Genomic DNA, 13061 nt, shown 5'->3' with positions numbered 1-13061 from the left:
ACAAACAGGAGGAATCGAATTGTATTATTCGGATGACGTGATAAATGAAGTCTTGTCAAGAAATGATATAGTGGATGTTATCGGAAGCTACGCAAGCCTTAAGAAGAAGGGCGCGAATTACGAGGCATGCTGTCCGTTCCATCATGAGAAGACTCCGTCATTTAAGGTCAACAGGGAAAAACAGATGTATCACTGCTTCGGCTGCGGAGTCGGTGGCAACGTGTTTACATTTGTCATGGAATATGAGAACCTCAATTTCCCGGAGGCTGTGGAGAGACTTGCGGAGAGGGCTGGAGTACAGCTCCCTGAGAAGTCCATGAACGCCCAGGAGAGGTCGAGGGAGCAGTATAAGATAACGCTCAGGGAGATGAACAAGACTGCGGCTGCATATTTTCATTATATATTGAAGCACAGCCAGCATGGTGAGAAGGCTTATGAGTATTTTCACGAGACAAGAGGTCTCTCTGATGAGACGATAAATAAATTTGCGCTTGGATATTCAGATATATACAGGGATGATCTGTACAGGTATCTGAAGAGCAAGGGATATACAGATGATCAGATGAAGGGCTCGGGACTTGTTGAGATCAGCGAGAAGGAAGGCGGTGTGGACAAGTTCTGGAACAGAGCCATGATCCCGATACTGGATATAAACGGCAAGGTCATCGCATTTGGCGGACGAGTCATGGGCGATGGAAAACCGAAATATATAAATACCAGTGATACTGCGGTGTTCGACAAGAGCCATACGCTGTTTGCCATGAACATAGCAAGGCGGAGCAGGAGAAAAGGATTTATATGCTGTGAGGGATATATGGATGTCATCTCCATGCATCAGGCAGGATTTGACAATGCCGTGGCATCCCTTGGAACGGCATTTACATTTGGACATGCTGGGATAATAAAGAGATATGCCGATGAGGTTTATCTGGCGTACGACAGTGACGGCGCAGGCGTGGAGGCGACGAAGAAGGTCATAGCAATTCTCCGGGAGGTCGGAGTCAGCGCAAGGGTCATCAATATGAGACCGTACAAGGATCCCGATGAGTTCATACAGAACCTTGGAAGCGAGGCATTTGAGGAGAGGATAAAGAAAGCTGAGAGCGGAATGATGTTCCTTGCAAGGATATATTCTGAGGAATATGACCAGAGCGATCCGGGTGAGCTGACCAAGTTCCAGAACCAGATAGCTAGGGAACTGGCATATATTGAGGACGACCTGGAGAGAAATAATTATGTCGATGCCATAGCGAGGAAATATGTGATCGACAAGGATGCCCTAGCCGCGAAGGTACATGCCTACGGTGTTGCGGGCACGGCAAAGCCGGAGATAGTGGAGCGGGAGACCCGCAGACTCCAGGAACAGCAGGGCTATGAAGAGTTCCCGGGAGACCAGAGCGCGGGAGCTCCGGGAAGACCTGAGACAAAGGATAATAAGACCGCCAAGCTGCTGCTCACATGGCTTGTGAACCGGCCGGAGCTGTTTGCCAGACTTGACGGCGTGGTGAGTGAGGCGGACTTTGAGCCGGGAATATACCGGACCGTAGCGGACAAGCTGTACTCACAGTACAGGGAGAAGCACAAGGTTGAGCCCGCTGTGGTGGTGAACACATTCCAGGATGTGGAGGAACAGAGACTGGTGGCAGGCATGCTCCAGACAGATCTGGCGATAGACATGACCGAGGAGGAGGTTGGCAATGCCATAACCGAGGTCGTGAAAAAGATAAAGCTTGCCAGCATAAAAAAGCAGCTTGAGAGCGAGAATGACATGATGAAGGTTCAGCAGCTCATCAAGGACAGGAAAAAGATAGAAAAGTTTAAAGTTATTTTATAAGAAATAAACAATACATTATGTGGAGGAAAGATATGAGTACAATGGATGCGATCAATTCAAATGAAGACAAGTATATGATCAAGGTGAGTGAGGACGATGCGATCAACGCAAAGTTCAACACAAAGCTTCAGGAATTGCTTGACATAGCTCACAGCAAGAAGAACGTTATAGAGGACACAGAGCTCATCAAGCATTTTAACGATCTCAAGGAGGTTGCCCTTGATCTGGATACCATGCAGAAGATCTTCAATTTCCTTGAAAAGAACGGTGTGGACATACTTCAGATAACAGATGACGATGAGGAGGAGCCAACACTTGACGAGGACGTGATCGCTGAGGGCGAGGATGTTGAGAAGATAGATTTCACAGATACAGGTGATATATCAAGCACAACACAGGATCCTGTCAAGATGTACCTGAAGGATATAGGAAAGGTGCCTCTGCTCAGCGCGGAGGAGGAGATAGAGCTTGCCAAGAGAATGGAGGCAGGCGATGAGATGGCAAAGAAGAAGCTTGCTGAGTCCAACCTCAGACTTGTTGTAAGTATAGCCAAGAGATATGTTGGACGTGGAATGTTATTCCTCGATCTAATACAGGAGGGTAACCTCGGTCTGCTCAAGGCCGTGGAGAAGTTTGATTACAGAAAGGGTTACAAGTTCTCAACATATGCGACATGGTGGATCAGACAGGCCATCACAAGGGCCATCGCAGATCAGGCGAGAACCATAAGAATCCCGGTTCATATGGTTGAGACCATCAACAAGGTTACCAGAGTGAGCAGAGATCTGCTTCAGAAGCTCGGCAGAGAGCCGCTTCCAGAGGAAGTCGGAGAGGTTATGGGACTTCCAAAGGAGAGAGTTCAGGAGATCATGAAGATCGCACAGGAGCCTGTATCACTGGAGACTCCTATCGGTGAGGAGGAGGACAGCCATCTTGGAGATTTCATACAGGATGAGAGTATCCCTACACCTGTTGAGGCGACAAACCAGACACTGCTGCACGAGCAGCTCGACGAGGTAGTCAGCACACTTACAGAGAGAGAGCAGAGAGTTATAAAGCTCAGATTTGGATGGGATGACGGAAGACCAAGAACCCTTGAGGAAGTCGGCAAGGAGTTCAATGTCACAAGAGAGCGTATCAGACAGATCGAGGCAAAGGCGCTCAGAAAGCTGAGACATCCTAACAGAAGCAGAAAGCTCAAGGATTTCCTGTATAACTAGCAGAGAGGACCGCGCGATCTGGCATGGATGGTGCGAGGATAATAATTATGAAAGATATAGAATTGTCACTTCGTATGAAGACTGTTGCCGACATGGTAAAGCCCGGCGGCAGAGTGTGTGATATTGGATGCGACCATGCATTTGTGTCCATATACCTTGTGGCAAATGGCATATCGGACCGGGTCATAGCATCAGATGTTAGAACCGGTCCGTGTGCTATAGCCAGGGATAATATAGCCAGGTGGAATATGACAGACCGTATTGATCTGAGACTCGGAAACGGACTTGCAACCATATCTCCGGGTGAGGTGGATTCCATCATAATAGCCGGCATGGGAGGAATCCTCATAACGGATATACTTGAAGCCGGCATGGATGTGGTACAGTCAGCCGGTCAGCTTGTGCTGCAGCCCCAGTCGGAGACAGAGCATTTGAGAAGGTACATCGCAGAGAATGGCTGGAAGATCACAGAAGAAAAAATGCTGATAGATGCTGGCAAATACTACGTTGTACTGAACGTGGATGTGACAGCACAGGATTTTGGTAATAAGTCAGCCATGGATGAAGTATATTATAAATACGGATATTACCTCATACATAATCATGACAAGATCCTCGGAGAGTATCTGAGGGATAAGCTTGATTCGACCGGAAAAGTCCTTGAAGGACTGAAGAAGGCGGATACGGTCAATGCCAGACGGCGTGCCGGTGAGCTCACGCATGAAAAGGAATGCATGGAAGAGGCATTGAGACTTATATCGGATATGGAGTAGATATTTATATGGGTGATGAGCAGAGAAGTATAACATCATTAAAGACAACTGCAAAGGAGTGGGCGAGGAAAGTCGGTATCGATTCGGTCGACAGGCTGAACGAGATGATCGATTCAGGAAAGGGACTGGAGCTCATACTGGTATGCGAGGCTATGCAGAGTAACTGCATGTATGAGATAGCCAGAAAAGTCTCCGAACAGAAGCGCAGGATAATACTGATATCCGGGCCGAGCTCGGCGGGCAAGACAACACTTTCCCACAGACTCAGTATCCAGCTTCGTGCCATGGGACTCAGACCACATGCGATAGCTGCGGATAACTATTTTGTGAACCGTGAAGACAATCCGAAGGATGAGAATGGCAACTATGATTTCGAGTGCCTGGAGGCCATGGATCTTGAAACACTTAATAGGGATATGACAAGGCTGTTGGACGGTGAAGAGATAGAGCTTCCGGTTTTCAACTTCAAGACCGGAGTGAGGGAATATCATGGGGACCTTCTCAAAATAGGTGAAAATGATGTTATCATCATGGAAGGAATCCATTCGCTTAACCCGAAGATGACATACGGCCTGGCGGATGAAGACAAGTACAAGATATACATAAGTCCTCTTAATCAGTTGTACGTTGAAGGTGAGGACGGCGAGCCGGCAAAGGTTTCAACCATAGACAGCAGACTGCTCAGGAGAATAGTCAGAGACAGCAGGACCAGAGGGAACGATGTGGAGAAGACACTTTCCATGTGGAGCTCAGTCAGAAGGGGAGAGGAGAAATATATCTTCCCATATGAGAGCGAGGCTGATGAGATGTTTAACTCGGGACTGTTGTACGAATATACCGCCATACGGCGTGAGGCGAGACCATTGCTGCTCGGGGTAGATGAGACTTCAGAGCATTACCAGGATGCGGCGAGACTTCTGCGTCTGATAGATATGTTCCACGATATAGACACGGAATACATACCTGCCAATTCCATACTCAGAGAATTTATAGGTGGCGGATGCTTCAGGATATGATGAAGGTTCACACAAGGATATAGAATAACCAATAAGAATAACCAGTAGCATAAAAAATACGGCACAGAGGCAAATCAAATGTCTCCGTGCCGTATTTTTTGTTCAAAATATAAGAAAAATACTATGAAAGGGAATGAGTTGGACTGTAAGCCGGGTTATGTCGAGAGTGATCATCTATCTAGGATTTATGTTACCATAAAACTCAAGCAACCTACCTGGAATGCAGCGGGCAACTGTATCATTCCACAAGCTCCTTTGCAGAAGCTATATTTGGTCTTGCTTCGGATGGGGTTTACAGAGCCTGTCATGTTACCATGGCAGCGGTGAGCTCTTACCTCGCCTTTCCACCCTTACCATACGAATATGGCGGTATATTTCTGTTGCACTGGCCTGGGAGTCGCCTCCACCGGACGTTATCCGGCATCCTGCCCTGTGAAGCCCGGACTTTCCTCACCTGCAAAAATGCAGCCGCGATCACTTATCCAACTCATATAATCTTATAACAAATCACCGGCAAAAAGTAAAGTGAAAATAATCAAAAAACAACGAATGTAGTTTTTAAAACTACTTAACACAGTTAAGAATGCTTGATGTGGATTGCGATTCATGATATAATCTATAGCAAAGACGAGCAGACTAATATATGACTTCAGGCATATGGCGCACACAGCGCTGGAAAGGACTAACAATGGAAGATGTATATTTAACTAATAGAGATTATGTGAAGATAAAGAATCTGAATCTGGTGAGCTACGGTGGCAATCAGAACTGGTCAAAGTCAAAGAAGATGCAGAAGGTCGGATGTGGTGTTATAGCCATGGCAGACCTCACGATGTATCTTGCTGAGCAGAATCCGAATATGATGACCGATGCCATCCGAAAGATCAACAAGCCAAAAGGCTTATACAACAAGCATGACTATCTTGAGTATGTGAGATTTTTCTATGTGCACTACGTGATACTTCTCATGCACAAGGGTATGCTGGGAATAGCACTCAAGCATACGATGAACAGATATTTCATGCTGAACGACATAGGGCTCAAGGCAAAGTGGAAGATGATGCAGTCCGATGAATCGATGCTGAGAGATATAAGACATCTCATAAGAAAGAATAAGCCGGTCATACTGGCCATAGGACCTAACAGATACAATCCATTTGGCAAGAAGGGTATCAGCCTTTATGTGGACAAGGACGGTGAGCTGAAGAGCTCCATCAGGGAGAATGTCCACTCACATTATGTGACTGTTACAGGAGTGTGCACCATAAAAGGAAGAGAATATCTTGTTGTATCTTCATGGGGAAAGAAGTATTATATAGACTATAAGGAATACAGGAATTACGTGAATAACGTCGGTGACAAGTTCACGAGCGGGATATTATATATCCAGGGATTATTATAAGATTTTACACCAGGAGGACATTGTATGAACGCAGTAGAATGTATCAAGACCAGAAGAAGTGTGAGAAAGTTTACAGATGAGATGGTGAGTGTTGACACAGTCAGAGGAATTGTTGAGCTGGCGTCATATGCGCCATCATGGAAGAATACACAGGTTATCAGATATACACTTGTGGAGGATCCGGAGATCATAGCTAAGATAGCTGCAGAGGGCGTTATGGATTTCCCTCTCAACCAGAAGACAGTCAGCAGAGCGAAGCAGCTCATGATAGTCACCAAGAAGGACGGAATATGTGGCTATGAGAAGTCAGGAGAGTTCAGCACAAGCAAGGGCAGCGAGTGGGAGATGTTCGATGCCGGTATAGCAACCCAGACATTCTGTCTTGCCGCTCATGATAAGGGCGTTGGAACAGTCATACTCGGAATATTTGACGATGCAAAGGTAGGAGAGATAGTTGGTATTCCTGATGGACAGACTGTTGCCGCAGTTGTGGCTATGGGTTATCCTGCATTTGCACCGGAGATGCCGCCTAGAAAGTCAGTGGACGACCTTCTCACAGTGAAGTAGATAACAGAACGGTACAATTACATATAAAAAGAAATTGATGTAAGCTGCACTTTAGTATACACTAAGTGCAGCTTTTTTTAATAAGGAGGCAACATGGCAGACAGGATTTCTTCAAAGGCTGATGTTCTTAAGAGCCTGTATGGAAAATTGAAGTATTCGAGAGTGGAAAAGCTGAAGATAGTAACCGGAGCTGAGCTTGATGCCGATCCGTATGGACTTGCGGCGGAGATAGCAGAAGAATTTGCCGGAGGGTATATCGTGGTCAGAAGCTCGTCCTCAAATGAAGACGGACTCAACACTTCGAATGCCGGTCACTATGAGAGTATTCTGGGAGTGGACCCTTCAGACGGAGAGGCGGTAGTAAGGGCAGTCAGGGAAGTGCTGGATTCATATAAATGTGATCTGGACGATGTGTCCGGCGAACAGGTTCTCATACAGAGACAGATCACGAATATCAGCTACAGCGGTGTTATATTTTCAAGGGAGATCAAGAAGAACAGGCCATATTATACGATAACCTACGATGATTCATCCACAGACGCGGTTACAAGCGGAAGGGGAGGAAAGACGGTATACATAATCAGGAATGTGGACTGTGATGAGCTGCCGGCGAACTGGGCTGCGCTCATCAGATCCATGCGTGAGCTGGAGGAGATGCACCCTGAATATCCACTGGATGTGGAGTTCGCAATAGATGAGGACAATACAGTCACGATATTTCAGATGAGACCTCTTGCAGCCAGCATCAATGGTGTTCACTCCGATGTCGATGACGAAGAGGTGTTCAGGACTGTTTTGGAGGCTGAGGATACATACAGGGAGATCAGCAGCCTGGTTGGGGACAGGAACACCATATTGTCGGATATGGCATTCTGGAATCCTGCGGAGATCATAGGTGAAAATCCCCATCCGCTTGACTATTCCCTGTACAGGGAGATCATCACGTCTGCGGCATGGAATCAGGGACTCAGCTACATTGGTTACAGAGAGGTGGATGGAGACCTCATGTATAAGCTTGGCAACAAGCCGTACATATCTCTTAAGAAGTCGTTCCTGGGGCTGATGCCGGATGAACTGGATGACAGGCTGGAGGCGAAGCTTCTGAAGTATTACGATAAGAAGCTTATAGATGATCCGACCGCCCATGACAAGATAGAATTTGAGATAGCATTTTCCGAATATGACTTCTCGACGGAGGACAAGCTGGGGACACTGACGGAAGCCGGGTTCACCAGGGAGGAGATTGCGGACCTCTCGGATTCGCTGTTCAATCTGACAAACAATGCGATATGCAATTTCAATAGAAACAGGATGAAGGATCTCAGGGCTCTTAACGGCCTTCGTGTCCACCGTGAGAATACGAGAAGCAACTGGCTTATGGCGCACAATGATGTGGTAACGCTGATACAGTATTTTGTACAGCTCATAGAGAGCATAAAGCATTACGGAACCCCGAAATTTGCGCGACAGGCGAGACTGGCATTCATATCGAAGGCGATTAGCAGATCCCTTGTGTACAGAGGATATTTTACGGACAAAGAGATAGACGATTTTATGATGTCGATATATACTGTTGCGTCGGAGTACGATTCTGACTTTCAGGATCTGGTGGACGGCAGGATAACAAGAGTTACATTTGATGAAAAATATGGACATCTGCGTTCAGGCACATACGACATAACCTGCGAGACATACGCCCAGCGCGAGTTCGACCTGTCCAAGGGAAGCGCTGCTGCGAGAAAGCAGAGGCAGACCATAGAGGAGCTTAAGCATAATCCTCTGGATTCGGTTAAGCTCATGGAGGCACTTGAGGATATAGGCTTTTATGTGGATCTCAGGGAATTTCTGGATTTCCTCAAGGATTCCATGGAGGAGAGGGAATTCTTCAAGTTCGAGTTCACCAAGACATTAAGCCTTGCCATAGACATACTTATAGATATAGGCGATAAACTTGGCATAAGCAAGGAAGACATGGCATATCTTGAGGTGCCGGATATTCAGCTTATGGTGAACAGACCTGCGGAATTCACAGGCGATATATGGAGAAAGAACATAGATCAGAACAAAAAGAAATTCCAGAGGGCGTCCATGCTTATACTGCCGGATGTCATATATGATCCGTTGCAGTTAAAATGCATAGAGATATGGGAGGCCAGACCTAACTTCATAACATCTGAATGCGTCACGGGTGACATTCTCCTGCTTGAAAATTATGAGAATGAGGATCACGAGGATGTGGCTGACGTTCAGGATAAGATAGTAGTTCTCCCGAAGGCGGATCCGGGATACGATTGGATATTTGCAAAGGGGATAAAAGGATTTATAACGAAATACGGCGGAGTTGCATCCCACATGGCGATAAGGTGTGCGGAGTTCAACATCCCGGCGGCAATAGGCTGCGGAGACTGCATATACAGTTTCGTGGAAAAACAGCAGACGGTGACGCTCGACTGTGCACACGGTAAGATAACAAAGGGGGTATAGGTTTTATGTTACATGCACTTATAACACAGCGGGAAGGACACAATATGTATGGAAAATATACGGACGTTCTCGAGGCTGCTTATGTGGAGTTCTATGAGAGCCTTGGAATAAGACTCAGACCGGTATCCAACTTTACAAAAAACTTTGATGAGATAGTGGATGAACAGTTTGATCTCCTGATAGTGACAGGGGGCGGAACGCTCCATCCGAGACATTATGTGGAGCCGCACAATGCAGAGCTGCAGCCGCACCGTGATGCGCTGGAGGAGCAGCTCATAATGTACTGCGTCCAGAATGAGATCCCAGTGATAGGCGTGTGCAGGGGAATGCAGCACATAAATGCGCTGTTTGGCGGTAAGATAAGTTATTCCGCGCGCTTTAAGGTGCCAAGACCCAGAGGCACAGACCACATGGCAAGGATAGTCAAGACGGACAGATATATCAAGGTAAACAACTTCCACAGCGACTGTGTCTATCTGGAAAATCTGTCGACGATGTTCTATCCGATAGTGGTCGATGAGGAGAATGAATCTGTCGAGGCATTTGTATCACCGACGATGAGCATACTTGCCTTCCAGTGGCATCCTGAGCGTATATTTGAGAGCGAGGAAGGACGGCTTTTTACAAGACATCTTATACAGGATTTCCTTGGGCTTCCGAGAGATGATGTGAAACCGGCGATAGATTAACGTTGAAATGCCATATGAAAGATGCTAAAATAAACTAGCGTATACTTATGAGATAGAAAAGTTGCGATGGAGGCACTATTATGGAGAACGGAAAAGCTAAACAGCTTTTAGATAGAATACAGGATATAGTTGGAGATGGACAGAACGTTCCATTTGCAGCAGGTAAGGTACTGGTCAACAAGGAAGAGGTTCTTGAGATCGTTGAGGAGCTCAAGACTACTATAGATCTGGAACTCAAGGCATATCATGAGATCACAGACAAGAGAAGCAAGATCATCAAGGAGGCAGAGCAGGAGGCCGATGAGATCATCGCGGAGGCCGAGGAGACTGCATCCAGGATCAGGCTTACAAAGCCAAGCCCGCTCTTTGTGGACCGCAAGGTCAAGAGCCTTGGCAAGCAGGACAGGCAGGCGCTCAGAACGGCCAACGAGATATATGCGGCATCTATCATTTATACAAATGAGATGCTGATGGAGATCAACGAGACCGTGAACCAGGCATATAATATGATAAGCATGGAGAGCGACAGAGTCCTTGATTCTCTGAGAAAGAAATCTGAGATCATTGAGAACAACAAGAAGGAGCTCATGGAAGGTCTAATGGATATGAAGAAGCAGGAGCGCTATGCCGATATACTGGAGATCAGCCAGCTTCTGGCGAATGAGCTGTATTACGAGAAGAACAAAGCCAAGGATGAGGAGCACAAGGATAAGAACGGTGAGCCGGAGATGGTTCAGTGGGAGTTCGATTTTGAAGATAAGAAGGAGCCTGAACCGATCCGAGTGAAGGCATCCAGGGAACCGGTCAAGAGTGTCCAGAGGGAGACTGACGATGCGGATTCTTCGATACATGTCATAAAAGACAGTGATCATGACGATAAGATGAGACGCTTTGGAGACAGAACACCGGTGAGACTTGAGGAGTCGATAACGGATGCGAGTGCCAAGGGAAGCGACTCAGACAAGAACGGCAGACCTGATTTCAGAATAGGCGGACGTATATCCGATGCCTATGATGACGTGGATGACGGAGTCGTATAAAAGTTTCGTGCAACATGCAGGGGACGCGCTAGTTTTGAATATTAAAGCCTGATAAGTTGGCGGCTGATACTTTACAGGGGGTAACGTGTCGAATAGCACATTATATGATGCAGCAACACAGCATGCATGGCATTGCGCCGGAGCATGGGAGATCATATAATGGTGGTGTCGTCGACAGGAGGCAACATTTAATATTATATACAAATAAATCAACCTAAAACGCGGAGGTAAAAAGTTATGGGAATTTTAAAGAGATTTAAGGACATTATGTCATCAAACATCAATGCACTTCTTGACAAGGCAGAGGATCCTGAGAAAATGATAGATCAGTACCTCAGAGACCTTCAGGAGGATCTCAGAAAGGTTAAGTCAGAGACTGCAACTGTTATGGCAGAGGAGCAGAGATGCAAGAGACAGCTTGATGAGTGTGACGCAGAGATCGCAAAGATGCAGACATATGCAGAGAAGGCACTTGTAGCAGGTAACGAGGGCGATGCAATGAAGTTCCTCGAGAAGAAGAACCAGCTCACGCAAAAGCAGGTAGCTCTTCAGCAGGCATATGATGCAGCAGCAGCTAACGCAGCCAAGATGAGACAGATGCATGACAAGCTCACAAAGGATGTCAGCGATCTCAATGCAAGAAAAGAGACTATCAAGGCAAAGGTTCAGGTTGCTAAGACTCAGGAGCGTATGAACAAGATGATGAGCGGTATCGGCGATTCATCAGCTTCACTTGATGCATTTTCAAGAATGGAAGCAAAGGCAGACGCTATGCTTGACAAGGCAAATGCAATGAGCGAGCTCAATTCATCAAGCGCAGATTCAATAGATGATCTTGCAAGCAAGTATGATGCAGCTCCAAATGCAGACGTTCAGGATGAGCTTGCAGCACTTAAGGCAAAGATGGGATTATAATATTCCAAACATATTGCAGAACAGAGAGGAGTGCACTACATGGGTTTATTTTCAAATCAGTTTGCTAATGTTGTAGAATGGGAAGAGTACAGAGATGACGTCATCTTCTGGAAGTGGACAAATAGAGAGATCAAGAAGGATTCAAAGCTTATAATCAAACCGGGACAGGATGCTATATTCCTTTATAACGGAGCGGTTGAAGGTATATTTACCGAGTCTGGAAACTACACTATTGATTCGCAGATCATACCATTCCTTTCAACACTCAAGGGATTTAAGTTCGGATTCAATTCAGGACTTCGCGCAGAGGTTCTGTTTGTGAATACAAAAGAGTTTACATGTAACTGGGGAACCAGTTCACCGATCAGACTTCAGGCACCGGGACTTCCGGGCGGACTTCCTGTGAGATCAAATGGTAAATTCTCATTCAAGATAGACGATTATAATGTTCTAATAGAGAAGGTTGCAGGTATAAAGCAACAGTTCACAGTCGATGACATAAGAGACAGGATAAGGGGAATCCTGGACGGACTGCTGATGAAGTGGATCACAAAGGTTGGCGGAGACGTATTCAATCTTATGGCCAATTCCGTTGATATAGCTAAGGGTATCAAGGAAGATCTGGACATGGAACTCTTGGGAATCGGACTTACGATAACTGATTTCAGAATAAGCGAGTTTACATATCCTGAGAATATACAGAAGCGTGCTGATCAGGCTGCTGAGTATTCTATGATAGGGGATATGAACAGATTCCAGCAGGTGAATATGGTTGATTCCATGGCAAGGGGGGGCCGTACAGGAACAGCCGGAAGCAATGCAACGGATATGGCAAATGCAATGGTAGGAATGCAGATGGGAATGGCTATGGCAGGTCAGATGGCCGGAGCTATGAACCAGATGAACAATGCAGCAACACAGGCAGCGGGAACCGGAACAGCTCCAAAGTTCTGTCCTAACTGTGGACAGCCAACTAACGGTGCGAAGTTCTGTGGCAACTGTGGAACGAAGCTGATCTAAAGACAAATACATTATAATTGAATAATGATATTTTCAAATAAACGCTGTTATGATATACTAGGCAGATGGAATAAAACATATGTTTGGTATATATAACGGCG

Annotated in this window: 11 protein-coding genes and 1 other RNA gene; 11 read left to right on the top strand and 1 reads right to left on the bottom strand. The window is 46.2% G+C overall.

What is annotated here, in order from left to right; genetic code table 11:
• Positions 1–19 precede the first annotated feature (19 nt).
• The 4 genes from dnaG to DWW70_RS12545 are packed head-to-tail and all read left to right on the top strand — an operon-like array spanning position 20 to position 4843.
• Entirely contained in the window at positions 20–1834 is a 1815-nt protein-coding gene (dnaG, locus tag DWW70_RS12560) for a DNA primase (RefSeq protein ID WP_117549348.1), read from the top strand.
• 32 nt (positions 1835–1866) lie between these two features.
• Positions 1867–3054 carry an RNA polymerase sigma factor RpoD gene (gene rpoD / locus DWW70_RS12555; protein WP_022216124.1) on the top strand — a complete coding sequence of 396 codons (1188 nt, stop codon included), beginning with the start codon at positions 1867–1869 and terminating at the stop codon, positions 3052–3054.
• Positions 3055–3101: 47 nt separating this feature from the next.
• Entirely contained in the window at positions 3102–3827 is a 726-nt protein-coding gene (locus tag DWW70_RS12550; protein ID WP_117549346.1) for a tRNA (adenine(22)-N(1))-methyltransferase, read from the top strand.
• 8 nt (positions 3828–3835) lie between these two features.
• Entirely contained in the window at positions 3836–4843 is a 1008-nt protein-coding gene (locus DWW70_RS12545) for a uridine kinase family protein (RefSeq protein WP_055273287.1), read from the top strand.
• 130 nt (positions 4844–4973) lie between these two features.
• On the opposite strand, the gene rnpB is transcribed toward DWW70_RS12545, so the two are convergent.
• Positions 4974–5333, bottom strand: an RNA gene (gene rnpB, locus DWW70_RS12540) — RNase P RNA component class A.
• 198 nt (positions 5334–5531) lie between these two features.
• Here rnpB and DWW70_RS12535 point away from each other — a divergent pair.
• The 7 genes from DWW70_RS12535 (at position 5532) to DWW70_RS12505 (ending at position 12960) form a co-directional block, all read left to right on the top strand.
• On the top strand, positions 5532–6245 hold the full coding sequence (locus DWW70_RS12535) for a hypothetical protein (RefSeq protein WP_055223258.1): 714 nt from the start codon (positions 5532–5534) through the stop codon (positions 6243–6245).
• A 24-nt stretch (positions 6246–6269) separates the two neighbouring features.
• Complete coding sequence (locus tag DWW70_RS12530) at positions 6270–6812, top strand: nitroreductase family protein (protein ID WP_118018198.1); 543 nt, start codon at positions 6270–6272, stop codon at positions 6810–6812.
• A gap of 93 nt (positions 6813–6905) precedes the next feature.
• The gene (locus DWW70_RS12525) at positions 6906–9296 is read left to right on the top strand and encodes a PEP-utilizing enzyme (RefSeq protein WP_118018196.1); all 2391 of its coding nucleotides are present in this window, start codon (positions 6906–6908) and stop codon (positions 9294–9296) included.
• A gap of 5 nt (positions 9297–9301) precedes the next feature.
• On the top strand, positions 9302–9985 hold the full coding sequence (locus DWW70_RS12520) for a gamma-glutamyl-gamma-aminobutyrate hydrolase family protein (protein ID WP_015533956.1): 684 nt from the start codon (positions 9302–9304) through the stop codon (positions 9983–9985).
• 80 nt (positions 9986–10065) lie between these two features.
• The gene (locus DWW70_RS12515) at positions 10066–11025 is read left to right on the top strand and encodes a hypothetical protein (protein ID WP_117549341.1); all 960 of its coding nucleotides are present in this window, start codon (positions 10066–10068) and stop codon (positions 11023–11025) included.
• A 237-nt stretch (positions 11026–11262) separates the two neighbouring features.
• On the top strand, positions 11263–11940 hold the full coding sequence (locus DWW70_RS12510; RefSeq protein ID WP_015533954.1) for a PspA/IM30 family protein: 678 nt from the start codon (positions 11263–11265) through the stop codon (positions 11938–11940).
• Positions 11941–11979: 39 nt separating this feature from the next.
• Entirely contained in the window at positions 11980–12960 is a 981-nt protein-coding gene (locus DWW70_RS12505) for an SPFH domain-containing protein (RefSeq protein ID WP_015533953.1), read from the top strand.
• The last annotated feature ends 101 nt before the right edge of the window (positions 12961–13061 follow it).

The sequence above is a fragment of the Coprococcus sp. AF16-5 genome (assembly GCF_003479365.1).
Taxonomy (GTDB): Bacteria; Bacillota; Clostridia; order Lachnospirales; family Lachnospiraceae; genus Coprococcus; species Coprococcus aceti.
Note: the sequence above shows the minus strand (reverse complement) of the source record. Positions and strands in the feature narration are given on the sequence as shown.